This window comes from Mycobacterium sp. SMC-11 (assembly GCF_046250095.1).
Lineage (GTDB): Bacteria > Actinomycetota > Actinomycetes > Mycobacteriales > Mycobacteriaceae > Mycobacterium > Mycobacterium heraklionense_A.
The window spans coordinates 1,675,799-1,702,479 of the sequence record NZ_CP176430.1; the positions used below are offsets into that span (position 1 = coordinate 1,675,799).

26 protein-coding genes and 1 pseudogene are annotated in these 26,681 nt (G+C 68.2%); 20 read left to right on the forward strand and 7 right to left on the reverse strand.

Features of this window, described 5'->3' with window-relative positions; translation table 11 throughout:
* The first annotated feature begins 8 nt into the window (after positions 1-8).
* The gene (locus ACKY0X_RS07880; RefSeq protein ID WP_409428986.1) at positions 9-527 is read left to right on the forward strand and encodes a hypothetical protein; all 519 of its coding nucleotides are present in this window, start codon (positions 9-11) and stop codon (positions 525-527) included.
* A 17-nt stretch (positions 528-544) separates the two neighbouring features.
* Here ACKY0X_RS07880 and ACKY0X_RS07885 read toward each other — a convergent pair whose 3' ends face one another.
* The 3 genes from ACKY0X_RS07885 to hisN form a co-directional block, all read right to left on the reverse strand.
* Positions 545-2,089, reverse strand: a complete 1,545-nt coding sequence (locus ACKY0X_RS07885) for a xylulokinase (protein WP_409428987.1) — start codon at positions 2,087-2,089, stop codon at positions 545-547.
* Complete coding sequence (locus ACKY0X_RS07890) at positions 2,086-3,480, reverse strand: pyridoxal phosphate-dependent decarboxylase family protein (protein ID WP_409428988.1); 1,395 nt, start codon at positions 3,478-3,480, stop codon at positions 2,086-2,088. Before ACKY0X_RS07890 ends, ACKY0X_RS07885 begins: the two co-directional genes overlap by 4 nt.
* 363 nt (positions 3,481-3,843) lie before the next feature.
* Positions 3,844-4,638 carry a histidinol-phosphatase gene (gene hisN / locus ACKY0X_RS07895; protein WP_409429546.1) on the reverse strand — a complete coding sequence of 265 codons (795 nt, stop codon included), beginning with the start codon at positions 4,636-4,638 and terminating at the stop codon, positions 3,844-3,846.
* A gap of 227 nt (positions 4,639-4,865) precedes the next feature.
* Here hisN and ACKY0X_RS07900 point away from each other — a divergent pair, with 227 nt between their 5' ends.
* The 7 genes and pseudogenes from ACKY0X_RS07900 to ACKY0X_RS07930 all read left to right on the forward strand — a co-directional run bounded on the left by ACKY0X_RS07900 (position 4,866) and on the right by ACKY0X_RS07930 (position 11,869).
* Positions 4,866-6,272 (forward strand): ethanolamine ammonia-lyase subunit EutB, encoded by a 1,407-nt coding sequence (locus ACKY0X_RS07900; RefSeq protein ID WP_409429547.1) that lies wholly within the window; start codon positions 4,866-4,868, stop codon positions 6,270-6,272.
* A pseudogene (gene eutC, locus ACKY0X_RS07905) lies at positions 6,269-6,994 on the forward strand (ethanolamine ammonia-lyase subunit EutC); the annotation flags it as partial. The gene ACKY0X_RS07900 and the pseudogene eutC, both read left to right, overlap by 4 nt.
* 254 nt (positions 6,995-7,248) lie before the next feature.
* Complete coding sequence (locus tag ACKY0X_RS07910) at positions 7,249-8,166, forward strand: LysR family transcriptional regulator (protein WP_409429548.1); 918 nt, start codon at positions 7,249-7,251, stop codon at positions 8,164-8,166.
* 44 nt (positions 8,167-8,210) lie between these two features.
* Positions 8,211-9,254 (forward strand): heat-inducible transcriptional repressor HrcA, encoded by a 1,044-nt coding sequence (hrcA, locus tag ACKY0X_RS07915; RefSeq protein ID WP_046283883.1) that lies wholly within the window; start codon positions 8,211-8,213, stop codon positions 9,252-9,254.
* Positions 9,255-9,287: 33 nt separating this feature from the next.
* On the forward strand, positions 9,288-10,439 hold the full coding sequence (dnaJ, locus tag ACKY0X_RS07920; protein ID WP_409428989.1) for a molecular chaperone DnaJ: 1,152 nt from the start codon (positions 9,288-9,290) through the stop codon (positions 10,437-10,439).
* 7 nt (positions 10,440-10,446) lie between these two features.
* Positions 10,447-11,196 carry a 16S rRNA (uracil(1498)-N(3))-methyltransferase gene (locus ACKY0X_RS07925; RefSeq protein WP_409428990.1) on the forward strand — a complete coding sequence of 250 codons (750 nt, stop codon included), beginning with the start codon at positions 10,447-10,449 and terminating at the stop codon, positions 11,194-11,196.
* Positions 11,189-11,869, forward strand: a complete 681-nt coding sequence (locus tag ACKY0X_RS07930) for a helix-turn-helix domain-containing protein (protein ID WP_409428991.1) — start codon at positions 11,189-11,191, stop codon at positions 11,867-11,869. Before ACKY0X_RS07925 ends, ACKY0X_RS07930 begins: the two co-directional genes overlap by 8 nt.
* Here ACKY0X_RS07930 and ACKY0X_RS07935 read toward each other — a convergent pair whose 3' ends face one another.
* On the reverse strand, positions 11,870-12,529 hold the full coding sequence (locus tag ACKY0X_RS07935) for a methyltransferase domain-containing protein (RefSeq protein WP_409428992.1): 660 nt from the start codon (positions 12,527-12,529) through the stop codon (positions 11,870-11,872).
* A gap of 138 nt (positions 12,530-12,667) precedes the next feature.
* Here ACKY0X_RS07935 and ACKY0X_RS07940 point away from each other — a divergent pair, with 138 nt between their 5' ends.
* The 7 genes from ACKY0X_RS07940 (at position 12,668) to ACKY0X_RS07970 (ending at position 19,621) form a co-directional block, all read left to right on the forward strand.
* Positions 12,668-13,720, forward strand: coding sequence for a PhoH family protein (locus ACKY0X_RS07940; protein WP_064888265.1), 1,053 nt, complete (start codon positions 12,668-12,670; stop codon positions 13,718-13,720).
* On the forward strand, positions 13,717-14,253 hold the full coding sequence (gene ybeY / locus ACKY0X_RS07945) for an rRNA maturation RNase YbeY (RefSeq protein WP_064888263.1): 537 nt from the start codon (positions 13,717-13,719) through the stop codon (positions 14,251-14,253). The genes ACKY0X_RS07940 and ybeY overlap by 4 nt, the downstream gene beginning before the upstream one ends.
* A complete protein-coding gene (locus ACKY0X_RS07950) occupies positions 14,250-15,548 on the forward strand; it encodes a hemolysin family protein (RefSeq protein ID WP_409428993.1) in 1,299 nt (432 codons plus the stop codon). Before ybeY ends, ACKY0X_RS07950 begins: the two co-directional genes overlap by 4 nt.
* Positions 15,549-15,638: 90 nt before the next feature.
* Positions 15,639-16,547, forward strand: coding sequence for a GTPase Era (gene era / locus ACKY0X_RS07955; RefSeq protein ID WP_046283891.1), 909 nt, complete (start codon positions 15,639-15,641; stop codon positions 16,545-16,547).
* 84 nt (positions 16,548-16,631) lie between these two features.
* Complete coding sequence (locus ACKY0X_RS07960) at positions 16,632-17,306, forward strand: DUF5642 family protein (protein ID WP_046283892.1); 675 nt, start codon at positions 16,632-16,634, stop codon at positions 17,304-17,306.
* Positions 17,307-17,309: 3 nt separating this feature from the next.
* The gene (locus tag ACKY0X_RS07965; protein WP_409428994.1) at positions 17,310-18,167 is read left to right on the forward strand and encodes an SDR family oxidoreductase; all 858 of its coding nucleotides are present in this window, start codon (positions 17,310-17,312) and stop codon (positions 18,165-18,167) included.
* A complete protein-coding gene (locus ACKY0X_RS07970) occupies positions 18,164-19,621 on the forward strand; it encodes a flavin-containing monooxygenase (RefSeq protein ID WP_409428995.1) in 1,458 nt (485 codons plus the stop codon). Before ACKY0X_RS07965 ends, ACKY0X_RS07970 begins: the two co-directional genes overlap by 4 nt.
* A 25-nt stretch (positions 19,622-19,646) precedes the next feature.
* Here the strand turns inward: ACKY0X_RS07970 and ACKY0X_RS07975 are convergent, their stop codons facing one another.
* The 3 genes from ACKY0X_RS07975 to ACKY0X_RS07985 form a co-directional block, all read right to left on the reverse strand.
* Positions 19,647-20,513: a sulfurtransferase gene (locus tag ACKY0X_RS07975; protein WP_409428996.1), complete on the reverse strand. Its 867-nt coding sequence runs from the start codon at positions 20,511-20,513 to the stop codon at positions 19,647-19,649.
* Between the two features lie 14 nt (positions 20,514-20,527).
* Complete coding sequence (locus tag ACKY0X_RS07980) at positions 20,528-20,866, reverse strand: hemophore-related protein (RefSeq protein WP_046283896.1); 339 nt, start codon at positions 20,864-20,866, stop codon at positions 20,528-20,530.
* 121 nt (positions 20,867-20,987) lie between these two features.
* Entirely contained in the window at positions 20,988-22,436 is a 1,449-nt protein-coding gene (locus ACKY0X_RS07985) for an amidase (RefSeq protein WP_409428997.1), read from the reverse strand.
* Between the two features lie 74 nt (positions 22,437-22,510).
* Here ACKY0X_RS07985 and recO point away from each other — a divergent pair, with 74 nt between their 5' ends.
* From recO to ACKY0X_RS08010, 5 genes are all read left to right on the forward strand, one after another.
* Positions 22,511-23,314, forward strand: a complete 804-nt coding sequence (recO, locus tag ACKY0X_RS07990; RefSeq protein WP_409428998.1) for a DNA repair protein RecO — start codon at positions 22,511-22,513, stop codon at positions 23,312-23,314.
* 110 nt (positions 23,315-23,424) lie between these two features.
* Positions 23,425-23,967: a hypothetical protein gene (locus ACKY0X_RS07995; RefSeq protein ID WP_409428999.1), complete on the forward strand. Its 543-nt coding sequence runs from the start codon at positions 23,425-23,427 to the stop codon at positions 23,965-23,967.
* Between the two features lie 133 nt (positions 23,968-24,100).
* The gene (locus tag ACKY0X_RS08000) at positions 24,101-25,321 is read left to right on the forward strand and encodes a class I SAM-dependent methyltransferase (RefSeq protein WP_409429000.1); all 1,221 of its coding nucleotides are present in this window, start codon (positions 24,101-24,103) and stop codon (positions 25,319-25,321) included.
* 82 nt (positions 25,322-25,403) lie between these two features.
* The gene (locus ACKY0X_RS08005) at positions 25,404-26,291 is read left to right on the forward strand and encodes a decaprenyl diphosphate synthase (protein ID WP_046283900.1); all 888 of its coding nucleotides are present in this window, start codon (positions 25,404-25,406) and stop codon (positions 26,289-26,291) included.
* Positions 26,291-26,680 (forward strand): hypothetical protein, encoded by a 390-nt coding sequence (locus tag ACKY0X_RS08010; protein ID WP_409429001.1) that lies wholly within the window; start codon positions 26,291-26,293, stop codon positions 26,678-26,680. Before ACKY0X_RS08005 ends, ACKY0X_RS08010 begins: the two co-directional genes overlap by 1 nt.
* The last annotated feature ends 1 nt before the right edge of the window (position 26,681 follow it).

The window sequence follows — 26,681 nt, forward strand, 5'->3', positions numbered from 1 at the left end:
GGGGAACCGTGACTGGAAGACTGCAACTTCTGAGCGCTGCGGCGCTGGCTGCGATCGGAGTGACCGGGTTGCTCGGGGGAGGCCTTGCCACCGCAGAACCGGCCGCGCCGCAGGACTCCGTGGCCGGTGCACCCGTCCCGCTGGAGCCCGCTCCGGCACCGCCGGCGCCGTCGGGTGTGCCGCTGCCCACGATCGGTGAGGTGTCTGGCATGCTGACCAGGCTCAGCGATGCCGGCATCGGTTACAAGGAGAAGGCCGACCTGGTCGAGAACGGCATCACCCAGCACGAGGGCCACGGGCTCGATAGCGAGCTGCGTAAGGCTTACCGCGATGGCGAGCTGCCCTACAACTTCGACGTGATCAACGTGGTGCAGACCGGCGAGGGTCAGGGGCTGGCCAACGTCACCATCTCTGGCCCCAAGATGCCTGCTCCGCAGACCATCCCGCTGCAGCTCGTCGACCAAGGTCGTTGGGTGCTGTCGCACGACTCGGCGGCACAGCTGATGCAGATCATGGCGGCCCACTAAGCCGCAGAACGGATCGGTCAGCGGTTGAGGCGGCCGAACATGCCTTTCTGCGACTTGTAGAGCCCGGGGAACTCGGCGAAGAGCCGCTCGTACACCTCGTGATTGGCGGCGACCGGCTCGAATACGCCGTCGAGTGGGATCAGATCGCGTAGCTCGTCGCGCTGCACGTAGCCCATCCCGATCCCGGCGAATAGTGCCGCGCCCCGCAACTGCGCGTTCAACGGATCGGCCACCCGCTCGCAGGTACGGCCGGTGACGTCGGCGATGATCTGGCACCACAGGTCCGAGCGCGCCCCGCCGCCGACGATCCGGATCGGTCCGGCGTTGGGGGCGAACCGATTCACCGACTCGAGCAGCCAGCGACTGTTGTAGGCGACTCCTTCGAGCACGGCGCGCACCAGATCGGCGCGGGTGGTGGCCAGTGAAAGGTTGTGGAAGCCGCCGCGGGCACGGCGGTCATCGATGGGGGAGTGCTCGCCTTTGAGCCAGGGGGTGAAGATCACGCCGTTCGAGCCGGCCGGTGCGTCCGCCGCCACCGCGGTCAACGCGTCGTAGTCCAGGTCGTCGAATACGGTGTCGCGCAACCATTGCAGCGCACGGCCGGCGGTGTCCTGGTTGTTGACCAGCAGATAGGACGTCGGGTCGAGGCCCGCAACGGTGGCCAGCTGGTGGAACGCATCGGTCTTCTTGAACGCCACCGGGCAGCTGATCCATGACGTGGTGGAGATGGTCAGGTGCAGTTCACCTTGGCGCACCGCACCGGAACCCACCGCCGCGCTGTGTAGGTCCGGGGTCCCGGTAACCACTTGGGCCGCGGGCGATATGCCGAGTTCGGCGGCGACCGACGGTGCCACCGGGCCGATGATGGAGCCGGTCGGCACCAGCGGGGGCAGCTTCGCCCGGTCGACGCCGGCCAGCCGCACCAGCATGTCGTCGTAGTCGAGCACGCCCAGGTTGCGGTTGTTGGTGAGCCAGCTGCCCATCATCGAGGCCCGCGATGCCGCCGCCCGTCCGGTGAAACGCATGCCGAGGTAGTCGACCGGTTCCAGAAGCCAGCGGGTCGCCGCGAAGACCGCCGGCTCGCCGTGTTGCAGGTGCAGCATGTGCCCGACCGGATCGTCGCCGCTGGGCGAGGGGACGCCGCCGTTGCGACGAAGCCAGTTGAGCAGGACCCGTGGCCGGTAGCCGGCGACGCGACCGCCGAATGCCTTGCGGCTGTGGGGCGCACCGCGGGTGTCCATCCACATCACGCAGGAACCCACCGGACGCCCCTCGGCGTCGACCGGAATGGTGCTGGCCCATTGCCCGGTGATCGACACCCCGGCTACCTGATCGCCGCGTACTCCGCTCTCGGCCAGCCCGCGTTTGGTGGCGTCGCGGATGATCTCCCACCACAGGTCGGCGTCCTGGGTGGCGGCCCCGTCCGGCCCGTACTCGGTCGAGACCGTGATGAGGTCCGACCACAACACGGTGCCGTCCAACGACACGAAGCCGACTTTGGGGCCACCAGTGCCGAGGTCGACGGCCAGAACGACGCGATCGATGCGCTCCGCACTGCTCATAGGGGCGGCAAGGACTGCTGGGTGTCGAGGATGTGTTCCATGAACCCTTCGATGAACTGAGCCGCCTCGTCGGTCATCCCGCCCGGAACGCCGCCATAGACCGCAGCGCTGACCGGCGCCTCGCCGGCGGCGGTCTTCTTCTTGGCGTACTCGACCGCGTCGTCGAGGTCGGCGGCGAACGCTTCCGCCACGCCGGGCTGGGTCTGGGGCCGGGTGACGGCCATGTGGATGGCGTTGGGGTACTGCTGGCCGTTGAAACGCCAGCCCTTGGGCTTCATCGCGTCCGCGACGTGATAGATGTCGAATTCGTCGGAGCGGAAGCTGAAGCAGAACGTCGGCGAGCCCAGGATCATCAGCTCGGGGTGGCTGCGCACGGCATTTTGCATGGTGGATGCCGTCTCGAGGATCGCCTTGGCGTAGGCCCGGTAGCCCTCCCGACCCAGCTGCACCATCGACGCCCACGCGGCTGCGATCAGCCCACCCGAGCGGGAGCCCTCGATCCCCGGCGAGTGGTATTTACCGCCGGACCACTCCGGCAGGTAGAAGTACTGCGCGTTGCGGTAAGCCTTGTCGCGAAACAGCAGAGTGGAGGCGCCCTTCAACGCGTAGCCGTACTTGTGGTTGTCCGCGGAGATGCTGGTGACCCCGGGCACCCGGAAATCAAACAGCGGGACGTCGTAACCCAGCTCCTGGGCGAAGGGCAGGACGAACCCGCCCAGACAGCCGTCGACGTGCAACCCCACCCCGCGCTGCAGGGCCAGCTGTCCCAGTTCCGGGATCGGGTCGACGGTGCCGTAGCCGTAGTTGCAGGCCGAGCCCATGATCGCGATGGTGTTCTCGTCGATGTTGTTCGCCACCCAGTCGACGTCCACCTGGGTGGTCTGCGGATCGATCGGCGCCGTGCGCAGCTCGATGCCGAACAGATGGCAGCCCTTGTCGAAGGCTGGGTGACCGGTTTCGGGCTTGATGAAATTGGGCCGGGTGATGCCCCGGTTCTTGGCGGCGTGCTCGCGGTAGGCCAGCAGCGCATGGATGATGCTGCCGGTGCCGCCGGTGGTGACCATGCCGACCGGCTCGGTGTCGGTGATGGCTTCGGCGTGCATCAGGTCCAGGGCCATCGCGATGACCTCGCCCTCGAACTTGTTCGCCGACGGGCAGATGTCGCGCTGCAACACGTTCACATGGGCAAACAGTCCGAACGCCTCATCGAGGAAGCGGTAGTGCTCGTGGTCACCGCAGTACATGGTCCCGGACACCTTGCCGGTTTCCCAAGTGGGGTCCTCGGCCTGCGCCATCTCACGCAGCTCCGCGAGCACTTCCTCACGCGGCCGGCCCTGTTCGGGCAGCGTGCGGTTGACAGTGAAGCGGTCCGTGTAGGGAAAGTCGGACATGTTGAGAGCAGATCCTCCATCTTGAGGAGCCTTCGGAGTCAGAAACCCCGAGGGATCATCGTGTTGTTGTTTGCACGCGCAATAGCAGAGCTAACCACGGCCGACCGACGTGGCGTCACATCACGCAGTGCGCGCTGCGTCGTTATCACGCCGACTGCCCCGCCGCGGGCCGCAGTGAAATGCCTGAATTCATGATCTCCTGCGCATCTGAATGGCGGCTGCGGGGATAGCAAGAATTACCGCCAGATTTTGTCCAATGGCCGCGGGCCAATAATGTCAAATGGCCGACGATAATTCCAACACCAAAAATAGTCAGCATTCACAAACTTTTGTTGTTAATCGGATGTTCGGAACGTTGCCGCGCTAGGCCATGCCCAGGCTGTCCAGCACCGCCGCGTGCAACGCTGCGTTGCTGGCCACTGCGCTGCCGCCGTGGGGGCCGGCGGTGCCGTTGAGGTCGGTGAAGGTGCCACCCGCCTCGCGGACCAGGATGTCCAGGGCGGCCATATCCCACAGCGACAACGAGGGTTCGATAACGATGTCGAGTGCACCCTCGGCGAGTAGGCAATGGGCCCAGAAGTCGCCGTAGCTGCGCGTTCGCCATACGGCGTCGGTCAGATCCAGGAACCGTTGACGCAGTCCCAGGTGTGCCCACTGCGTGAGACCGGCGAACGACAGGCTCGCCGAACCGAGGTCGGCGACCGCGGAGACCGACAGCCGGCGCGGCGCCGCACCGCCGACCGCGGCGAATGCGCCCAGGCCATCCCCGGCCCACCACCGCCTGCCCAACGCGGGGGCGCTGATCGCACCGACGCGCGGCACGCCGTCGTCGAGCAGGGCGATCAAGGTGGCCCACACCGGCACGCCGCGCACGAAGTTCTTGGTTCCATCGATCGGGTCGATGACCCACTGGCGGCCGCTGAACGTCGCGCTGCCGCCGAATTCCTCGCCCAGCACGTCGTCGTCGGGCCGATCGCGCGCCAGCGAGTCGCGCAGTGCGACCTCCACCGCACGGTCGGCGTCGGTGACCGGAGTGAGGTCCGGCTTCGTATCGACCCGCAGGTCCAGCGCCCCGAATCGGTCCATCGTCATGGCATCGGCCAGGTCCGCCAGGCCCAGCGCCAGGGTCAGATCGTCATCGATGGATTCTGCTGCAATTCCCACAAGCGGGGGACAGTACCACCGGGTTGGGATATTTCCCCGCTCGCCGACGAAATAGCGGAATTATGGGATCGCGTCGCCGATATGTAAAACTGGGTGTGCGGGTTGCATTTTTCTTCGGCCGCGACTCATATCGGCACGACGCCATTTCCTCATCACGGGTGCGTGCGGTCGTCGATGCGATCAGGGAAAACCCGGCACAGCGGAAGGGGCCTGCGGTGACCATGTACACGCAGACGCTGGCCGGCACCACCTACCGGTTCGACGGCCTGATCGACCTGCTGGCCAAGGCCACCCCGCGCCGATCCGGCGACGAACTGGCCGGCTGCGCCGCCGCCAGCGACGCCGAACGAGCCGCGGCGCAATGGGCATTGGCCGACGTCGAGCTCGACACCTTTCTGCGTGATCTTGTCGTGCCCTACGAGACCGACGAGGTCACCCGGCTGATCATCGACCGCCACGACCGTGCGAGCTATTCCGCGGTGTCGCATCTGACCGTCGGCGGGCTGCGGGACTGGCTGCTGGAGGTGGCGGCCACGCCGACCGCGGCCGACACCCTGCGCCGGCTTGCGCCCGGGCTGACCCCCGAGATGGTGGCCGCGGTCAGCAAGCTCATGCGCAACCAGGACCTGATCGCGGTGGCGCGATCGGCAACGGTCACCAGCGCGTTTCGCACCACGCTGGGCCTGCCGGGCCGCCTGGCGACCCGGCTGCAACCCAACCATCCGACCGACGACCCCCGGGGGGTCGCCGCGGCCACGCTTGACGGGCTGCTGCACGGATGTGGCGACGCGGTGATCGGCATCAACCCCGCCACCGACTCGCCGCAGGCCACCGCCGACCTGCTGTACCTGCTCGACGACATCCGGGTGCGCTACCAGATCCCGACGCAGTCCTGCGTGCTCTCGCACGTGACCACGACCATCGAGCTGATCGAGCAGGGCGTCCCGGTCGACCTGGTGTTCCAGTCGATCGCCGGCACCGAGGGCGCCAACCGCAGCTTCGGCGTGAGCCTCGATCTGCTGCGTACCGCCCACGAGGCCGGGCGTTCCCTGCAGCGCGGGACCGTCGGGGACAACGTCATGTACTTCGAAACCGGCCAGGGCTCGGCACTGAGCGCGCACGCCCACTTGGGCAGCGGGGGCCGGCCTGTCGATCAGCAGACCCTGGAGACCCGGGCCTACGCGGTGGCCCGCGAATTCGCGCCACTGCTGGTCAACACCGTGGTCGGGTTCATCGGGCCGGAATACCTCTACGACGGCAAACAGATCGCCCGGGCCGGGCTGGAGGACCACTTCTGCGGCAAACTGCTCGGCCTGCCGATGGGTGTGGACGTCTGCTACACCAACCACGCCGAAGCCGACCAGGACGACGTGGACACCCTGCTCACGCTGCTCGGCGTCGCCGGCTGCAACTTCGTCATCACCGTCCCCGGCGCCGACGACGTGATGCTGGGCTACCAGAGCATGTCCTTTCACGACGCGCTCTACGCCCGCCGTGCGCTTGGGTTGCGGCCAGCCCCGGAGTTCGAGGCGTGGCTGCAGCGCCTCGGTATCGCCGACGAATCCGGTCGGGTGCTCCCGCACGCGTTGGAGAGCTCGCCGCTGCGCTCGCTGGCGGCACCGGCATGAGCCTCGCTGAAGTGGACCTCTGGCAGGACTTGCGCCGCCACACCCAGGCGCGGATCGGGCTCGGCCGCTCCGGTGACGCCCAACCGACCCGTAGCGTGCTGGAGTTCCGGACGGCGCACGCGCTGGCCCGCGACGCAGTGCGCCAACCGTTTGACATCGAGCACCTGGCGCAGCAGGTGGCCGCAGTGGGCCTCGGTGAACCCGTAGTGGTGACCAGCCAAGCGAGTACCCGTGAGGAATACCTGCGCCGCCCCGATCTCGGCCGGCTGCCCAAGGACTTGCGTGAAATCCCATGCAGTACAGCGCAGGTGGGCTTCGTGCTCTGCGACGGGCTGTCCCCGGCGGCACTGACCGAACACGGTGTTCCGTTACTACGTGCGCTGGTCGAGGTGGTGGGCGCTCACCGCACCATCGCCGCACCGGTGATCGCCACCGGCGCTCGGGTGGCGCTCGGCGACCACATCGGCGAAGCGATGGGCGTGCAGTCCCTGGTGGTGCTGATCGGTGAGCGGCCGGGATTGTCGGTGGCCAGCAGTCTTGGGCTGTACCTGACGCACCGGCCACGGCCGGGCCGCACCGACGCCGAACGCAACTGCGTCTCCAACGTGCACCCGCCGGACGGCCTCGGCTACCTCGAAGCCGCCCGCGTCATCGATGCCCTGATCACCGGCGCACGGCAGCTGGGCCGATCGGGCGTCGACTTGAAAGCGGTGTCGGTGGCCGCACTTGACGAGCAGCTTCCACGCGGCGGTCCCAGCTTCGGCTCTCCTTCGTCGAGCCTCGCTGAACCGCAGCTTCCACGCGGCGGTCCCAGCTTCGGCTCTCCTTCGTCGAGCCTCGCTGAACCGCAGCTTCCACGCGGCGGTCCCAGCTTCGGCTCTCCTTCGTCGAGCCTCGCTGAACCGCCGGGTTCAACCACGCTCAATCAACACGCGGTGTCCTAAGATCGGGCACCATCGACATCAACACGCGAAAGCTGCGCCACTTCGTAGTGGCTGCTGAAGAACTGCACTTCAGTCGGGCGGCGGCGCGTGTCCACCTGGCGCAGCAGGCGCTGAGTCGCCAGATCAAAGACCTCGAAGACGAACTCGGCGTCAAGCTGTTCGAACGCAACACCCGCAACGTGACGCTGACGCCCGCCGGCGAAGTCTTCCTGGAGGGAACACGTGGCGTCTTGGCCGCACTGGACAGCGCCGCCGCAGCAGCGGAACGGGCAGCCCGTGGGGTGGTCGGCACGCTGCGGCTGGGGTACGTACCGGGCGCCGCCCTGGAACTGACCGCACCGATCATTGCCGAGTTCCGGGAACGTCACCCCGACATCACCATCGAGATGCGGGAATTCCAGGTCAGCGATCCATCGGCAGGGCTGGCGTCGCGGGCCACCGACGTGGCGTTCCTGCGGCTGCCTCAGAGCACACCGAACATCAACACCGAGATCCTGGCGATCGATCCCGTCGTCGCCATGGTGTCGACCTCGCATCGCCACGCCGGACGCACATCGGTGTCGGTGCGCGACCTTCTCGACGATCCGATCACCCAGTCGTCCAGCGTCGACGAAGCCCATCACGCGTTCTGGAGCCTGGCCGCGGCGCGCACCGATGCGCCGAAGGTCGACGTGGTGCGTGCCGATTCGATCACCGAGGAGGCGCAGGTGGTCGCCGCCGGCGCGGCCATCGCCATCACCGGCGCAGCGGCCGCGCACTTCATGCCGTTGACCGGGGTCCGGTTCCTGCCGATCGAGGACTGGCCCGGATCGGCGATCGCGGTGGGTTGGATCGACGACGAGCCGTCCCCGCTCGTCTCCCAGTTCGTCGACGTCGCCTGTTTGGTGCGCGACCGCGAGCCTGGCATCGTGCACGGCATCGAACACCGGCTGTTGGCGGCTTCACCGTAAAATCGAGAGCGGCCGTAGCTGTTCGAAGTAGGAGGTGAGCACCCATGGGCGTGGCTGATGACCGCCGCTTCGAGGTACTGCGTGCCATCGTCGCCGACTTCGTCGCCACCAAAGAGCCGATCGGCTCCAAAGCGCTGGTAGAACGGCACAACCTCGGGGTTTCTCCGGCCACCGTGCGTAACGACATGGCGGTGCTGGAGGCCGAGGGCTACATCGCCCAGCCGCACACCAGTTCCGGGCGGGTGCCCACCGAAAAGGGCTATCGGGAGTTCGTCGACCGAATCGACGACGTCAAGCCGCTGTCATCCGCGGAGCGCCGGGCGATCCTGTCGTTCCTGGATTCCGGTGTCGACCTCGATGACGTGCTGCGCCGCGCGGTGCGCACCCTGGCGCAGCTGACCCGCCAGGTGGCCGTCGTGCAGTACCCGACGCTGTCGGTGTCCACGGTGCGCCACCTTGAGGTGATCGCATTGACCCCGGCGCGGCTGTTGCTGGTCGTCATCACCGACTCCGGCCGGGTCGATCAGCGCATCGTCGAGTTGGGTGAGCCCATCGACGATCACCAGCTCAGCCAGCTGCGTGAGATCCTCGGCGCCGCGCTGGAGGGCAAACGGATCTCGGCGGCCTCCACCGCCGTCGCCGAACTCGCCGGGCACCTGGACGGGCGCAGCGGGCTGTCGCCCGGGTTGGCCAACGCGGTGGGGCGCTCGGCGACCGTGCTGCTGGAATCGTTGGTCGAGCACCGCGAGGAACGCCTGCTGCTCGGTGGTACCGCCAACCTGACCCGCAACGCCGCCGACTTCGGCAGCTCCCTGCGGTCGGTGCTGGAAGTGCTGGAAGAGCAGGTTGTGGTGCTGCGGCTGCTCGCCGTGCAGCAGGAAGCCGGTAAAGTCACGGTGCGCATCGGTCACGAGACCGAGGCCGAGGAGATGGCCGGCGCCTCGATGGTGTCCACCGCTTACGGGTCACAGGGCACCGTGTACGGGGGCATGGGGGTGCTGGGTCCCACCCGGATGGACTATCCGGGAACGATCGCCAGTGTCGCAGCAGTTGCTATGTACATCGGTGAAGTGCTCGGGGCTCGCTAATCTCCGGCTGGCAGAAGTTGGGAAGGGTCAGGCGTGGCACGCGACTATTACGGCTTGTTGGGCGTCGATAAGGACGCCACCGACACCGAGCTCAAGCGCGCCTATCGCAAGCTGGCGCGCACCTACCACCCCGACGTCAACCCCGACGAGGCGGCGCAGGCCAAGTTCAAGGAGATCAGCGCCGCCTACGAGGTGCTGTCCGACCCGGAGAAGCGTCGCATCGTCGATCTCGGCGGCGACCCGCTGGAAAGCGGTGGGGGCGGCAATGGCTTCGGCGGCGGCTTCGGGGGTGGCTTTGGGGGCCTCGGGGACGTGTTCGAAGCGTTCTTCGGCGGCGGTGCGGCCTCCCGCGGCCCGATCGGGCGAGTCCGGCCGGGGTCGGACTCCCTGCTGCGCATGCGCCTGGACCTCACCGAGTGCGCCACCGGCGTGACCAAGCGCGTCACGGTCGACACCGCGGTGCTGTGCGACCGCTGCCAGGGCCGCGGGACCAACGGGGACTCACGCCCCATGACGTGCGACACCTGCCACGGCCGCGGTGAGGTGCAAAGCATGCAGCGCTCGCTGCTGGGCCAAGTCATGACGTCGCGGCCGTGCCCCACCTGCCGCGGAGTCGGCGAAGTGATCCCCGACCCGTGCCACCAGTGCGGCGGCGACGGCCGGGTGCGCTCGCGCCGTGAGATCAGCGTCAAGATCCCGGCCGGCGTCGGCGACGGCATGCGCGTGCGGCTGGCCGCCCAGGGTGAGGTCGGCCCGGGTGGGGGACCGGCCGGTGACCTCTACGTCGAGGTACACGAACAGCAACACGACATCTTCGCCCGCGACGGCGACGACCTGCACTGCCACATCTCGGTGCCGATGGTCGACGCGGCGCTGGGCACCACCGTCACCGTGGACGCGATCCTCGACGGCGCCACCGACATCACCATCCCGGCCGGCACCCAGCCCGGGGCGACCATCGTGCTGCGCGGCCAGGGCATGCCGCAGGTGCGCACCGGGGTGCGCGGTGACCTGCACGCCCACATCGAGGTGGTGGTCCCCGAGCGCCTCGACAGCCACGACACCGAGCTGCTGCGCAAGTTCAAAGAGCACCGCGACCGCGAGACCGCCGAGGTCCGCTCGGCGCACACGCCGAACAGCGGCGGGCTGTTCAGCCGACTGCGCGAAACCTTCACCGGGCGCTGAGCCCGCGGTGGCAGGCCTGTTCTACGTCGATGCGCTGCCCGAGGTGGGTGCGCTGGCCGTACTCGGCGGCGATGCCGGGTTCCATGCCGCGACGGTGCGCCGGATTCGGCCAGGTGAGCAACTGACCCTCGGTGACGGTGCCGGGGTACTGGCGCAATGCCAGGTCGAGGAGGCCGACCGCGGCGGATTGCGGGCCCGGGTGCTGGAGCGTTCCCAGGTCGAGCCACCCAGCCCACCGGTCACCGTGGTGCAGGCGCTGCCCAAATCCGAACGCTCCGAGCTGGCGATCGAGCTGGCCACGGAGGCCGGTGCCGACGGCTTCGTGGCCTGGCAGGCCGACCGGTGCGTGGCCCGCTGGGACGGCCCGCGAGCCGACAAGGGAGTGCGGCGCTGGCAGGCGGTCGCCCAAGCGGCCGCAGGGCAGTCCCGTCGGGCCCACATTCCGCCCGTTCGCGGGGTGCTGACCGGCGCTGAGCTGGTGTCGTGGGTCCGCGAACAGGTGGCTGCCGCCGCCACCGTGCTGGTACTGCATGACGCGGCCGGCGTCGCATTGGCCGACGCAGTCGGGGCCACCGTGTCGGCAGTGGCCTTGATCGTGGGGCCCGAAGGCGGAATCACCGAGGCGGAGCTGGCGGCGTTGACCGGCGCCGGTGCCGTCGCCACCCGGCTGGGGCCCACCGTGCTGCGCACTTCGACCGCGGCGGCCGTCGCGCTGGGCGCGCTCGGGGTGCTCACGCCGCGCTGGGGGAGTGAATAGCCTGGCGGGTTCGGCGCCGTCGCTGAGCATCAGCGACGGCTACGCCGTATATCGCGGCCCGGTGGGCGGCGGCGGCCCGATTCACCGCCACGGCGCTTTCCAGATCGTCGTCGCCGGGCGAGACGAAGTGGCGATGGTGGACCCGGCCGGAACGTGTCATCGGGCTGCCGCCCTGGTCGTCTCACCGATGGCGCCGCACCGCATCCTGGCCATCCGCGACCTGGTCACCTACTTCATCGAGCCGCACTGCCTGTTCGCCGACCGCCTGCGGCAACGCTATGACGCCGGGATCGCCGCCGCCCCCGAGCTGGGCGAACTGCGCGAGTCCGATGTCGCAGCCGCCTGCCGGGGCGAGTCGGAGGAGCTGGATCCACGCCTGGTGACGGCACTGGCCATGCTGGCCGGCAGCAACATCGCGATGCCGAGCCTGGCCGCCGAGATCGGCTTATCGCCGCAGCGCCTGCGCGCGCTGGCGCGCCGGGAACTGGGGATGCCGCTCACCCGCTGGCGGGTCTGGTCACGGCTGCGCCGGGCCGTCGAAGCCCTGCAGTCGGGCATGCCGCTGGCCGACGCCGCGATTGCCGCGGGGTTTGCCGACCAGGCCCACTTCACCCGGCAGATGCGGGAGATGATGGGCCTGACGCCGTCGGTGGTGCTGCAGGCGCTGGCGTGATCACCGTTTGCGGGCGGTATAAACCGAGATCGTCCCGTTGATGGTGGCCACCACGTCGGCTTCGCGAACCTCGGTGAAGCCGGCGGCCGAAATCAGCTTCGGGAGAACACCATCGGCGTTGGGCTGCGTGTCGGTCTTGCCGTCGGCGAACTGGACGAAGCGAAACGCCAGGCGCATCAGCGGAGTCCGCTGCCACCCGAAGTCGGCGATCACCAGCCGCCCGCCCGGCCGCAGCACCGCGAACATCGACGCCAAGATGGCGCGCTTGACGTCCATCGGACATTGGTGCAGCACCAGACTGGACATCACGCCGTCCATCGACTCGGCGCCCACCGATGCCACCAGGTCGTCGCCCATCCCGGTCACCCAGCGGACCCGGCCGGCTGACTCGGACTCCGCATCCTTTTGCCGCGCCACCGCCAAGATCTCCGGATCGGGGTCCAGGCCCACGATGTTCGCCTGCGGCTCGACCCGAGCGGCCAGCAGCGCCAGCGATCCGGTGCCGCAGCCCACGTCCAGGATCGTGTCGCCGGGACGCGGCGCCAGATGCATGACGGTCAGGCCTCGCCACAGCCGTTCGCGCGTCAACGCCACCACGTAGTCGAAGAACCGGGCCGGCGCCAAGCGGCCCAGGGCAGGGGTGAAGGTTTCCTCGCTCATACCCGGCAGTTTCGCCCGCCCGCCACCACCCCGTCTTGAACGAACCGCTCATCGGTGACGGTAGGCGGTAGACTCAAGCGTCCGACTCATCGCCGTCCCCACGGCACAAACCCCCAGGAAGCAGGCATCGGAAACCCCGTGACGCCCCGCGATACCCCCGCTGCCGGGCCGGCCTCGCAGGTTCGCAGCAGCGTCGATATTCCACCCGACCTGGTCGTGGGCCTGCTGGGTTCTGCAGATGAGAACCTGCGCGCCATCGAACGCCTGCTCTCGGCCGACCTGCATGTGCGCGGCAACGCCGTCACCATCTCCGGGGCGCCGGCCGACGTCGCCCTTGCCGAGCGGGTGCTCTCCGAGCTGGTGGCGATCGTGGCCGGCGGGCAGTCCCTGACGCCCGAAACGGTGCGGCACAGCGTCGGGATGCTGGTCGGCACCGGCAACGAGTCGCCCGCCGAAGTCCTCAGCCTCGACATCCTGTCACGGCGCGGTAAGACCATCCGGCCCAAAACGCTCAACCAGAAGCGCTACGTCGACGCCATCGACGCCCACACCATCGTGTTCGGCATCGGCCCGGCCGGTACCGGCAAGACGTATCTCGCGATGGCCAAGGCGGTCAAAGCGCTGCAGACCAAACAGGTCACCCGCATCATCTTGACCCGTCCGGCGGTGGAAGCCGGTGAGCGGCTGGGGTTTTTGCCCGGCACGCTGAGCGAGAAGATCGACCCGTATCTGCGCCCGCTGTATGACGCGTTGCACGACATGATGGACCCGGAGCTGATTCCCAAGCTGATGAGTTCCGGTGTCATCGAGGTGGCGCCACTGGCCTACATGCGCGGCCGGACGCTCAATGACGCGTTCATCATTCTCGACGAGGCGCAGAACACCACCGCGGAACAGATGAAGATGTTCCTCACCCGGCTGGGCTTCGGGGCCAAGATCGTGGTCACCGGTGACGTCACCCAGATCGACCTGCCCGGCGGGGCGAGGTCCGGGCTGCGGGCCGCCGTGGACATCCTCGACGACATCGACGACATCTACGTCGCCGAGCTCACCAGCGTCGACGTCGTCCGGCACCGGCTGGTGTCGGAGATCGTCGACGCCTACTCACGCCACGAATCCGAACAGGTCCAGCCGGGGCTGGCCATGAACCGGGCGTCACGGCGCGCCTCGCAAGGCAGGTCACGCCGATGAGCATTGAGGTCTCCAACGAATCCGGTCTCGACGTCTCCGAAGTCGAGCTGATCAGCGTCGCCAAGTTCGTGCTGGCCAAGATGGACGTCAATCCCGGTGCCGAGCTGTCGATGGTGCTGCTGGACACCGCCGCGATGGCCGACCTGCACATGCGATGGATGGACCTGCCCGGCCCCACCGACGTCATGAGTTTCCCGATGGACGAATTGGAGCCCGGCGGCCGGCCGGATGCGCCCGAACCCGGTCCCTCGATGCTCGGCGACATCGCCCTGTGCCCGGAGTTCGCCGCCGAACAGGCCGCGGCGGCCGGCCATTCGCTGGGCCAGGAACTGGCGCTGCTGACCGTGCACGGCGTGCTGCACCTGCTCGGCTACGACCACGCCGAGCCGGATGAAGAAAAAGAGATGTTCGCGTTGCAGCGCCGTCTGCTCGAGGAGTGGGTCGCCGACCAGGTGGAGACATACCGGGCCGAGACCCAGAGCGAGAAAGACCGCCGGCTGCTGGACAAGTCCAGGTATTTCGACGAACCGTGACCGGAACACCGCTGCTACTCGGCGTGATTGCGCTGATCGGTCTGGGCGGGTTGTTCGCGGCAATCGACGCCGCGGTCAGCACCGTCTCGCCGGCGCGGGTCGAGGAGCTGGTGCGAGCGAAGCGACCCGGGGCGGTCTGGCTGGTCAAGCTGATGGCCGAACGTCCGCGCTACATCAACCTGGTGGTGTTGTTGCGCATCACCTGCGAGGTCACCGCGACCGCGCTGCTGGTGCATCTGCTCAGCGCCGTGCTCGGCCTGGACTGGGGTCTGCTCGCCGCCGCGGCGGTCATGGTGGTGGTCAGCTTCGTGGTGATCGGGGTGGGACCGCGGACCCTGGGACGGCAGAACGCCTATTCGATCGCGCTGGCCGCGGCGCTGCCGCTGCAAGTCCTGTCGGTGCTGCTGGCCCCGATCAGCCGCGTGCTGGTGGTCTTGGGTAACGCACTGACCCCGGGCCGCGGCTTCCGAAACGGGCCGTTCGCCTCCGAAATCGAGCTGCGCGAAGTGGTCGACATGGCCCAGCAGCGCGGCGTGGTGGCGGCCGACGAACGCCGGATGATCCAGTCGGTCTTCGAACTGGCCGACACCCCGGCCCGCGAGGTGATGGTGCCGCGCACCGAGATGGTCTGGATCGAACGTGACAAATCGGCCGGTCAAGCCACGTCTCTGGCGGTGCGCAGTGGGCATTCCCGCATCCCGGTGATCGGTGAGAACGTCGACGACATCCTCGGCGTCGTCTACCTGAAAGACCTTGTCCAACAAACCTATTACTCGACCAACGGGGGACGTGACACCACGGTGGCGCAGGTGATGCGGCCGGCCGTCTTCATGCCCGACTCCAAAGCACTCAACGCGCTGCTGGAAGACATGCAGCGCAGCCGCTATCACATGGCCCTGCTGGTCGACGAATACGGCGCGATCGCCGGACTGGTCACCATCGAGGATGTCTTGGAGGAGATCGTCGGCGAGATCGCCGACGAGTACGACCAAGGCGAAGTCGCTCCGGTGGAAGAGCTGGACGGCAACAGATTTCGGGTCTCCGCGCGGCTACCGATCGAAGACGTCGGGGAGCTGTACGGGGTGGAGTTCGATTCCGATCTCGACGTCGACACGGTCGGCGGGCTGCTCGCGTTGGAGCTGGGCCGCGTTCCACTGCCCGGCGCCGAGGTAGTGTCACACGGCCTGCGCCTGCGGGCCGAGGGCAGCCGCGACAGCCGCGGGCGGGTGCGGATCAGCACGGTGTTGGTCAGCCCGGTCGAGCCCGCCGGTGAGGAGGCCGCAGTTGAGCAGTGACGCACCAGTCGTGCGCGCGTCGAACGTGCACTCACGACGACAATTCACCCGAAATCTCGTGCTGAGAACACGTTCGGCGAAAGGCGGCTCGTGACTGGATCGGATTCCGGATTCCATTCCGGCTTCGTATGTTTCGTCGGCCGGCCCAACACCGGCAAGTCGACTCTCACCAACGCCCTGGTGGGGGCGAAGGTGGCGATCACCTCCAACCGCCCGCAGACCACCCGGCACACCATCCGCGGCATCGTGCACCGCGACGACTTCCAGATCATCCTGGTCGACACTCCCGGCCTGCACCGTCCCCGGACGCTGCTGGGCAAGCGGCTCAACGAGTTGGTCAAAGACACCTATTCCGAAGTCGACGTCATCGGCCTGTGCATTCCCGCCGACGAGGCCATCGGGCCGGGGGACCGCTGGATCATCGAGCAGATCCGCGTCGTCGCACCGCGAACCAAGCTGGTCGTCGTCGTCACCAAGATCGACAAGACCACTCGCGACAAGGTGGCCGCGCAACTGGTCGCGGTCGGTGAACTGGCGCCGGAAGCCGAGATCGTTCCGGTGTCGGCGGTCAGCGGCGAGCAGGTCGACGTGCTGATCGACGTATTGGCCGCTGCGCTGCCCGTCGGGCCGGCCTTCTATCCCGACGGTGAACTGACCGACGAGCCCGAAGAGACCCTGATGGCCGAGTTCATCCGGGAAGCCGCCTTGGAGGGGGTGCGCGACGAACTGCCGCATTCACTGGCGGTGGTGATCGAGGAGGTGCGCCAGCGTGAAGATCGTGACGACCTGATCGAGGTCTATGCGCTGCTCTATGTAGAGCGCGACAGCCAGAAGGGGATCGTGATCGGCCGCGGCGGCGCCCGGCTGCGCGAGGTGGGGACGGCGGCGCGCACTCAGATCGAGAAGCTGTTGGGTACCAAGGTCTTTCTCGACCTACGGGTCAAAGTGGCCAAGAACTGGCAGCGCGACCCTAAGCAGCTCGGGCGGCTGGGCTTCTAGAGCGGGGGCAGCTCGGCGCGTATCGCGCCCAATCCGGGTGGCCACCGCCCGCCGCCGGGGAATCGACATTGGTAGATTCCTTGGATGCCCGTACGCAAGTCGTTGCTTGTCTCCTCGGTTGGCCTCTTGGTGTGTGCGCAAGCACTGGCCGGCTGCGGGGGAAGTCAGAAGCCGGTCGACACCACCAAGCTGTTCAACGTCCAGTCGACGTTCGGCTCGGACTTCAAGACCCAGACCAAGGGTCCGAACGACATCGACCCGAAGATCCTCGGGCCGCAGAAGATGCCCCCCGGCGTGACGTTCGATCCCGCCGACTGCGCCGACTACGCGGCCAACACCGGCCGGCCGCCGAAGGGCATCCGCGGCAAGATGTCGATGGTCTCGATCCTGGGCAACGGCAACCAGTTGGTCGCGATCGCCATGCAGTCCGACTCGGACCTGCCGTATGACGACACCGACGCCGAGAAGTGCAAGCACGTCTCGTTCAATGCCGGCAAGCTCACCGGCTACCTGGACGAGGTCGACGCGCCGCAGATCGACCACGCCAAGACCATCGGTTCGCACTCGGAGATCGAGATCACCGGCAAGGACGGCCAGCAGCAGTCCCGCGAGTCTTACACCTTCACCGCCTACCTGGGCAGTGCGCTGGTGCAGGTCACCGCGAACCCGCAGCCGGTCCGCGGCCAGCCGCCGACGATGGTCGACGCCGATCGGGCACGCCAGTTGCTGGTCGACGCGGTGTCGGCGCTGCGCGACTAGCCCATGGCGACGAAGCAGTCGGTCGGCGACGCCCGGGTGCTGATCACCGGTGGTGCCCGCGGGATCGGTGCGGCCACCGCCAAGCTGCTCGCCGGCCGCGGCGCCCGCGTGTGGATCGGCGACGTCGACGAGGACACCTGCCTGCAGACCGCCGCCGAACTCGGCGTCTGCGGTGCCCGGCTCGACGTGACCAGCGTGGCGTCCTGGCAGGACATGCTGGCGCGGATCGAGGCGTCTGACGGCCCCCTGGACATCCTGGTCAACAACGCCGGGGTCATGCCGCTGGGAGCCTTCGAAGCCGAGACCGAACAGGTCAGGGATCTGATCCTGGACGTCAATATCCGCGGTGTGCTCAACGGCATGCAGGCGGTGCTCCCCGGGATGGCCCGGCGCGGCCGGGGTCATGTCGTCAACGTGGCCTCGATGGCCGGCATGATTCCGGTGCCGGGCATGGTCACCTACAACGCCAGCAAATTCGCGGCCTTAGGGGCGTCGCTGTCCGCGCGGCGCGAGTACGCCGGCACCGGTGTCGCGGTCTCGGCGGTGCTGCCCTCGGCGGTGCGAACCGAGCTGACCTCCGGTGCCCCGCTGGGCGGCGGCATGCCCACGGTCGATCCCGAGGATGTGGCCGCGGCGATCGTGGCGGTGCTGCGATCCCGTGCCGCTCGACGGTCGGTGCCACGCTGGGTGGCGCCGGCGTGGTCGACGACCGCGTTTGTGCCCGAGTGGCTGCAGAGTCTGGCCCGGCGGCTGATCGATGATCGGCGGGCGTTGACGTCCCTCGACACCGCGGCGCGCAGTGCCTACATCGAGCGGGTGGACCGGCAGGCCCGCGCCCATCGTGGCGAGGCGACCCGGTGACCGAGCGTGAGCCCCGCGTCCTCATCATCGGAGCCGGCGTCGCGGGTATCACCACCGCCCACGTTCTGCGGGAGCAGGGTTTCACCGATATCACCGTGCTGGAGAAGGGCTCCGACGTCGGCGGGGTCTGGTACTGGAATCACTACCCGGGACTGCGATGCGACGTGCCTTCGCAGATCTACCAGTTCGGATTCGCGCCCAAACCCGATTGGCAGCACGCCTGGGCCACCGGCGCGGCGATTCAGCGCTATCACCGCGACGTCGTCGAGCAGCTCGGGCTGGCGGAGCTGATCCGGCTCGACACCGAGGTGACCGACGCGCATTGGGACGAAAATCGGCACTGGGTGGTCACCACCGCTGCCGGTGAAGAGTTGATCGCCGACTTCCTGATCTGCGCGACCGGCGTGCTGCACCACCCGTTTATCCCCGAGATCCCCGGCCTGGCCGACTTCGGCGGGCCGGTGGTACACACCGCCCGTTGGGACGACGAGCTCGACACCGACGGAAAGCGAATCGCGGTGATCGGCACCGGTTCCACCGGTGTGCAGGTGGTCTCCGCCCTGCAGCCCGATGCCGCATCGATCGATCACTATGTGCGTTCGGCGCAGTGGATCCTGTGGGCGCCCATGTCGCTTCGGCAGCTGCCCGGCGTCGCCACGGTACTGGCACGCCTGCCGAAGTTGCATCGCACCCTCTACCGGCTGATGGCGTTCGGTGGATCCCGAGTGCTGACCGACGTGACCACTCGGCCCACCTGGCGACGCCGGGCAGTGCAGGCCTACGCCCGGGCCTGCCTGCGAATCCAGGTGCGCGACAAAACGTTACGGGCCAAACTTCAGCCGGACTATGAGCCGTTGTGCAAACGCCAGGTGGTGTCGGGAAGCTACTACCGGGCCATTCGGGCCGATAACGCCGAGCTGGTCACCGACGACATCGCCGAAGTCACCCCGTACGGTATTCGCACCGCCGACGGCACCCACCGCGACACCGACGTCATCCTGCTGGCGACCGGCTTCCACGCCCACAACTACATGCGCCCCATGCGGTTGCACGGCCGCGACGGGATCAGCATCGACGACGCCTGGGCGAAGGGCCCGCGCGCCTATCAGATGACCGCGATTCCCGGATTCCCGAACCTGTTCACGGTGTTGGGGCCCAATTCGCCCACCGGGTCGATCTCACTGCAGTACACCTCAGAGCTGACCGCGCGCTACATCGCGCAGTGGCTGGCGAAGTTCCGAACCGGCGAGCTGACCACCGTCGAGGTCACCGATCAGGCCACTACCCGGTTCAACGATGATGTCGCGATCGCGATGGGCCCGACGGTGTGGAACACCGGCTGCAACTCCTGGTACCTCACCGAGGGCGGCAACGTGGATCTGTGGCCGTTCGATCGCGCGACGATGAAGGCGATGCTGGGCAGCCCCGATCCGGCGGCCTTCCACCTCAGCTGACCCAGCCACCTGGGCTGATGCGGCCTCAGTCTTCGCCGCGTGCCACCGGCCGGGACGGATCCGCACTCCACTGCGACCATGACCCCGGGAACATGGCCGCCGAGCGGCCCCCGGCGGCCAGTGCCGCGACGATCACCGTGGCACTGATCCCCGAACCGCAGTAGGCGCCCACCGTGTCGTCTGCACCGACACCGCGGTCGGCCAGCAGTTCGGCGATCGCATTGTCGGGCAGGAAGGTCCCGTCGGCGTCCAGCAGCGCGGTGAACGGCAGGTTCTTCGCGCCCGGGATGTGCCCGGCGACCGCATCGAGAGGTTCCGTTTCGCCACGGAACCTCTCTGGGCCGCGGGCGTCGAACAACGCCATCGAGCCGTCGCGGGCGCCGTCGCCGGCCTCGTCGGCGGTCAGCGTAGGCCGCAGGCCTTCATAGAGGTCTTCGGGCAGCAGGGTGACGTTGCCCGGCTCGGGGGCGACCTCGCCGGTTTCCAACGCGCCGCCGGCCCTTACCCAGGCCGGCAGGCCGCCGTCGAGAATACGGACGTGCGCCACCCCGGAGGTGGTCAGCAACCACCACAACCGTGCGGACGCGGCGCGATTCCAGTCGTCGTAGACCACTACCGGCCGGTCACGCCGCACGCCCCAGCGGCGGGCGGCGGATTCCAGATTGCGGCCGGTCGGCAGGGGATGGCGGCCCCGACCGGGCACGGTGTGGTCAGACAACTCGTCTTCGAGAGAGACATACACCGCACCCGGCAGGTGACCGTCGAGATATGCCTGACGCCCGTCCGGTGCTTCCAGGCTCCAGCGGACGTCGAGGATGGTTACCGGATCACCGGCCCGCAGGAACTCGGTGAGCTCCGCGGCGCTGATCAGGACCTTGCTGCGCGGACTCACCGCGGGGATTCCGCTCAGTAGTTGTTGCAGGAGCCGGCGACCTGGGTGATGGTGCCGACGTACTGCTGAGCTTCCGGCATGGCCTGGACCATGCCGGCCAGCTGCTGCCGCTTGGCCGGCGGCGCGTTCAGGAACATCTGAAGCATGCCCTGGGCATTCGGGTTGGCGTCGAATTCGGCGGCTGCGGAGGGGTTCTCCGCGACCAGCGCCTGATGCACCTGCGAGTAGCTGCAGGTGGTGTTGATGATCGGGCCGAGGTCAGGGCTCGCGGATGCGAACCCGGCTCCGGCGGAGAGCGACAGAGCCAGACTGCCAGCTGCGACAGCGAACCTGGTCAACGACAGAGAGGCCATTTTGCGGACGCCTTTCACCAGTGCACCTTTACGGGGTTATGAAGACCTAAGTCAAGACTGGCCAAGCTTAGCCGACCACCACGCAACCCGCTGAAGTCGCAGCTAGCGGCGCTTTGGGTGCTTACGAGCCGTGGCCGGGCTCGGTGCGCCACCATGGTGTGGGTTGCCGGGCCGCCCAGCCGTTGATGCCCTCTAACTCAGCGGCCAGCGAGACCAACAAGCCGTCGCTGTTGGCCGGCCCCATCAGCTGCACTCCGATCGGCAGCCCCTCGGAGGTGAACCCGGCCGGCACGCTGATCGACGGCCACCCCAGCAGGTTCCACGGCCAGGTCACCGGGCAGGCCGCGATCATGGTGCGGTCGGTCTCCCAGCTGCCCAGGTCGTCGAACGTGTTCACCAGGGGCGGTGGCTGGGCAGTGGTGGGCGCCAGCACCACGTCGACGATGCGGAAGATCGAGCCCACCCGACGCTGATCCTGCACCTCGTGGGCGCGGGCCTTGCGCAGCACGGCCTGCGACAGCAGGCGGCCGGTGCGCATATTGGCCAAGGTCCGCGGGTCGAGGTTGACACCGCCGCCGAGCCGGTTGCCGGCGGCCCACACTCCGGCGGTGGACCGGGACAGGAAATTCCACGACAGTCGCAGCCCATAGTCGGGGTTCCCCGGGACCACGGTGTGTCCGAGCAGCCGCAGCTGCTCGGCGGTGCGGTTCAGTGCGGCCCTGATCTCCGGATCCAGCCGGGCCGGGAACCCGGTGTAGGGGAACTGGGTCGACAGCGCGATACGCAGTTGTCCCGGTGCGGTCCGCACGTAGTCGGAGACCTTCATCGGCGGCGGTTTGTGCAAGTCCCCTTCGGCGTTGCCGGAGACCGCGTCCAGCACCAGCGCGGCGTCCTCGACGGTGCGGGCCAGCACTCCGTTGACGGTGAGCCCGTTGAACGCTTCCGCGAGGGGCCAGGTGGAGATGCGGCCGCGCTGGGGCTTTATCCCGACCAGATGTGTCCACGCGGCGGGGATGCGCACGCTACCGGCTCCATCGGATCCGATGGCGGCGGCGACCAGACCCGCGGCCACCGCGGCGGCGCTGCCGCCCGACGACCCGCCTGGGGTGTGCCGGCGGGACCAGGGGTTACGGGTGTGGCCGAACCCGGGGCCGCTGGTGAACGGCCACTGGCCCAACTCGCAGGTGTTGGTCTTGCCGACGATCACCGCGCCGGCGGCCCGCAGGCGGCGTACCACCTCGGCGTCGTGGCCAGCGGGCTCGATGTAGCCGAAGGCGCCGAACGAGGTGGCCACCCCGGCGATGTCGGTGTCGTCTTTGACCGCGATCGGGATGCCCAGCAGCGGGGCACGGTGCCCCGCGGCCCGACGCCGGTCGGCTTCAGCGGCGCTGACCAGCGCCGACTCGGTGAACACCACCCGGAAGGCGTTCAGAGTGGACTGGCTGGCGTCGATGGCGTGTAGTGCCCGACGTACCAGGTCGACAGAGGTCGCCTCGCCGCTGGCCAGCTGGTAGAGCTGCTCGGTGAGGGTGGGGAAGCGGGTGCCGGACGGCGTGGTCGGGTGGGTCATCGGTGATGAGAGTATCGGCGTGCCGTACCGGTGGGTGTCGTCGAAACACCGCCCCGCGATGCGAAACTGGTCCGATGCGGCTGTACCGGGACCGGGCGGTGGTGCTGCGCCAGCACAAGCTCGGCGAAGCCGACCGGATCGTCACTTTGCTCACCCGCGACCACGGGCTGGTCCGTGCGGTGGCCAAGGGGGTGCGTCGTACCCGCAGCAAGTTCGGTGCCCGGCTGGAGCCGTTCGCCCACATCGACGTTCAGCTGCACCCGGGCCGCAATCTCGACATCGTCACCCAGGTGGTGTCGGTGGACGCGTTCGCTTCCGACATCGTCAGCGACTACGGCCGCTACACCTGCGCCTGCGTGATATTGGAGACCGCGGAACGCCTGGCCGGTGCCGAGCGAGCCCCGGCGACGGCGTTGCACCGGCTCACCGTTGGGGCGCTGCGCGCGGTGGCCGACGGTCGGCGCCCCCGTGAGCTGGTACTGGACGCCTATCTGCTGCGTGCCATGTCGGTGGCCGGGTGGGCGCCGGCACTGACCGAGTGCGCGCGTTGCGCCACCCCCGGTCCGCATCGGGCGTTTCACGTCGCGGCCGGCGGCAGCGTCTGCGGACACTGCCGCCCGGCTGGGTCTACCACCCCGCCGATGGGTGTGCTGGATCTGATGTCGGCATTGCATGACGGCGACTGGGAGGTCGCCGAGCTTTCCACGGCGGCGCATCGCAGCCATGCCAGCGGATTGGTGGCCGCGCATCTGCAGTGGCACCTGGAGCGACGGCTTCGGACACTGCCGTTGGTGGAGCGGGTTCAGCAGCGGGCGGCCGGGCACGACGTCGAGGCGCAGGTGCAGGTTCAACCCCGAGCCACCGGCAGCGACGGCTGATAGACCGGCACCTACCTGGGGATTGTGTCCGTTTCGGTGGGCTATGCGGGCGTCGGCGGTAGGCTGATGCGACTTCAAGATCCCTAGGTTCAATCAGGAAGGCAGGCCGAATGTTTCACGACACCGGGTGGGGGCGCTGGGCGCACAGGACGACACCGGGCTACGGAGCCGGTATCGGTGTGGCGGCCGGAGCGCTACTCGTCGTGGGAATGATCCCGGCCGTAACCTCCTGTGCGCGGGCCGCCGAACCCGGTCCGGTCGCCGGGATTACGGCACCGTTGCCGGCGAACGGCCCCGGTGCTGACGGTGCCGATGGCGCTGACGGCGCGAACGGAGCCGACGGCGCCCCCGGTGCTGACGGTGCCCCCGGCGCCGGTGGCCTGGGCGGTCAGGGCGGTAAAGGCGGCCAGGGCGGCAAGGGTGGCCAAGGCGGCAAGGGTGGTGCCGGCGGCCAAGGCGGTAAGGGCGGCGCAGGCGGCCAAGGCGGTGTTGGCGGACGCGGCGGGAACGGCGGTGCCGGTGGTGCCGGTGGTGCCGGTGGCCAACCGGGCCTGGGCGGTGCCGGCGGGGCCGGCGGAGCGGCCGGACCCGGTGGAACACCGGGCCAGCCGGGCCAGCCCGGGCAGCCCGGGCAGCCCGGCCACGCTCACTGAGCCGGTTCGACACAACTGTTCCAACCACCGGGCGGCGGGCTCCGATGTGAGCCACGCCGCACCGGCCAAAACTGCTCCCGCTAAAGTCTGATCCGATCCGGCGGGGGGCAATTCGACAAGGAGCCACAAAGAAGTGACCGACAATCCACGTGCAGACGTCGTCTCCCGGCAGTACGAGCGGTGGACCTACCCGCCGCCCATCAACGACCTGCAGGCCTGGTCGGCCAATAACTGGGAGTGGTTCGACCCGAGCCACGCGCACCGGGTGCTGTGGCCGGATCGTGAGTACCGCCCTGACCTCGACATCCTGATCGCGGGTTGCGGCACCAACCAGGCGGCGGTCTTCGCCTACAACAACCCGCAGGCGCGGGTGGTGGCCGTCGACATCAGCGCGTCGTCGTTGGGGCACCAGCAGTACCTCAAGGACAAGCACGGGCTGTGGAACCTGGAGCTGCACCAGCTGCCGATCGAGGAGCTGTCCACGCTCGGTCGGGACTTCGATCTGGCGATCTCGACGGGCGTGCTGCACCACATGGCCGACCCGAAGGTGGGCATGAAGGCGATCGCCGACCGTCTGCGGCCCGACGGCGTCGCCGGCATCATGCTCTACGCGCGCTACGGCCGCATCGGCATCGAGATCCTGGAGACGGTCTTCCAGGACCTCGGGTTGGAGCAGAGCGACGAGTCGATTCAGACCGTCCGCCAGGCCATCCGCCTGCTGTCGCAGGACCACCCGGTCCAGCCGTACCTCAAGATCGCCGGCGACCTGGCCTCGGACTCGGGTCTGGTGGACACCTTCTTGCACGGTCGGGCGAAGAGCTACGACGTCGACGGCTGCATCGATCTGGCCAAGTCGGCCGGTCTGGACTTCCAGGGCTGGCTGCTCAAGGCGCCGTACTACGCCCACGATGTGGCGGTGCCGTCGGCCGGCTTCTACGACAAGGTGAATGCCTTGCCGGAGGAGAAGATCTGGTCGGTGATGGAGCGCATTCACACCCTCAACGCGCGCCACTTCTTCATCGCCACTCGGCCCGAGCGGCCCAAGAGCAGCTACACGATCGACTTCTCGACGCCCGAGAGCCTCGACTACGTGCCGCTGTTCCGTTGGAAGTGTGGCTTGAACGGCAACGAGATCTTCCGTTCGGGCTGGCGTATGCCGCTGAACCCGGCGCAGCTGCCGTTCGTTCAGAGCATCGACGGTCGTCGTAGCATTCGCCAGATCGCCGCGGACCTGGCGCAGGCCGCCGGCCCGGCGCGCGGCAGTGCGGCGGACCTGGAGAAGTTCGGTCGCAAGTTGTTCCAGTCGCTGTGGCGCCTGGACTTCGTCGCGGTCGATCTGAGTGCCGGTTCCTGATCGTCGGTATGGCCGGTAAGCCGCCGCGGCGACCGCATGGTCGCCGCGGGCGGCGCCGGCACGGTCGGGCAGGATAGGGCGCATGGTGTTGAATCGGGCCAATCGGAAGGCTGCCTTCCCACAACTGGCCGCGGCACCCGACGACTATCCGGTGTTCCCGGACAAGTCCACCTGGCCGGTGGTGTTTCCGCAGCTGCCGTCGCCGCCGGGCGGGGGGCCGTGTCGGCCCCCACAACACACCTCCAAGGCTGTCGCTCCGCAGATCCCCGCCGATGCGCTGCCTAACCACGTTGCCGTCGTCATGGACGGCAACGGCCGCTGGGCGACCCAGCGCGGGTTGGGTCGCACCGAGGGGCACAAGATGGGCGAGGCGGTGCTCATCGACATCACCTGCGGTGCCATCGAACTCGGCATCAAATGGCTGACCGTGTATGCGTTCTCCACCGAGAACTGGAAGCGCTCCGCTGAAGAGGTCCGCTTCCTGATGGGCTTCAACCGCGAGGTGGTGCGCCGGCGCCGGGAGAACCTCAACGCGATGGGCGTGCGGATGCGCTGGGTGGGTTCGCGGCCGAAGATGTGGCGCAGCGTGATCAAAGAATTCGAGATCGCCGAAGCCATGACCGTCGGCAACGACGTCATCACTATTAATTACTGCGTCAACTACGGTGGGCGCACCGAGATCGCCGAAGCCGCCCAGGCCATCGCCGAAGAGGCGGTGGCGGGCAAGCTGAATCCGAGCCGGATCAACGAGGCCACCATTGCCCGGCATCTGCACCGGCCCGACATGCCCGATGTGGACCTGCTGATCCGCACCTCAGGTGAGCAGCGGTCGTCGAACTTCATGCTGTGGCAGGCGGCCTACGCCGAGTACATCTTCCAAGAGAAACTGTGGCCGGACTACGACCGCCGCGATCTGTGGGAGGCCTGCGAGCAGTACGCCTCGCGGCAGCGCAGGTTCGGAACGGCGTGATGACGGCCCTGGCCGATCGCCTCGCCACGGTGCTCGCCGAGGTGCTGGCCGTTGATGCCGAGCCAGACGGTGCGCTGACCGTCCGCCACGACGGCACCCTGGCGTCGTTGCGGGTGGTGCCGATCGCGCAAGACCTCGAGTTGGTGTCGCTCACCCAAGTCTTGGGGTGGGATCTGCCGCTGACCAAGAAGCTGCGTAAGCGCGCCGCCGAGCAGGCGGCCCTCAGTCAGCTCGGGTCCATCACCCTGGTCGAAAAGGATGCCGCGTCCGCAGATGTGATGCTGCGCTACAACTTTCCCGGATCGGGCCTGACCGACGATGCGCTGCGCACGCTGGTCCTGTTGGTGCTGGCCAAAGGCGTCGACGTCCGCGACGCGTTGACGGACTGAG

Bases quoted from the DNA above. Each gene is read 5' to 3' on its own strand.
- ACKY0X_RS07965 (WP_409428994.1), top strand. From the start codon at position 17,310: ATGGCGACGAAGCAGTCGGTCGGCGACGCCCGGGTGCTGATCACCGGT.
- ybeY (WP_064888263.1), top strand. From the start codon at position 13,717: ATGAGCATTGAGGTCTCCAACGAATCCGGTCTCGACGTCTCCGAAGTC.
- ACKY0X_RS07890 (WP_409428988.1), bottom strand. From the start codon at position 3,480: ATGTCCGACTTTCCCTACACGGACCGCTTCACTGTCAACCGCACGCTG.
- recO (WP_409428998.1), top strand. From the start codon at position 22,511: ATGCGGCTGTACCGGGACCGGGCGGTGGTGCTGCGCCAGCACAAGCTC.
- ACKY0X_RS07885 (WP_409428987.1), bottom strand. From the start codon at position 2,089: ATGAGCAGTGCGGAGCGCATCGATCGCGTCGTTCTGGCCGTCGACCTC.
- ACKY0X_RS08005 (WP_046283900.1), top strand. From the start codon at position 25,404: ATGGTGTTGAATCGGGCCAATCGGAAGGCTGCCTTCCCACAACTGGCC.
- ACKY0X_RS07960 (WP_046283892.1), top strand. From the start codon at position 16,632: ATGCCCGTACGCAAGTCGTTGCTTGTCTCCTCGGTTGGCCTCTTGGTG.
- ACKY0X_RS07995 (WP_409428999.1), top strand. From the start codon at position 23,425: ATGTTTCACGACACCGGGTGGGGGCGCTGGGCGCACAGGACGACACCG.
- ACKY0X_RS08010 (WP_409429001.1), top strand. From the start codon at position 26,291: ATGACGGCCCTGGCCGATCGCCTCGCCACGGTGCTCGCCGAGGTGCTG.
- ACKY0X_RS07980 (WP_046283896.1), bottom strand. From the start codon at position 20,866: ATGGCCTCTCTGTCGTTGACCAGGTTCGCTGTCGCAGCTGGCAGTCTG.
- hrcA (WP_046283883.1), top strand. From the start codon at position 8,211: ATGGGCGTGGCTGATGACCGCCGCTTCGAGGTACTGCGTGCCATCGTC.
- ACKY0X_RS07985 (WP_409428997.1), bottom strand. From the start codon at position 22,436: ATGACCCACCCGACCACGCCGTCCGGCACCCGCTTCCCCACCCTCACC.
- ACKY0X_RS07935 (WP_409428992.1), bottom strand. From the start codon at position 12,529: ATGAGCGAGGAAACCTTCACCCCTGCCCTGGGCCGCTTGGCGCCGGCC.
- ACKY0X_RS07900 (WP_409429547.1), top strand. From the start codon at position 4,866: ATGTACACGCAGACGCTGGCCGGCACCACCTACCGGTTCGACGGCCTG.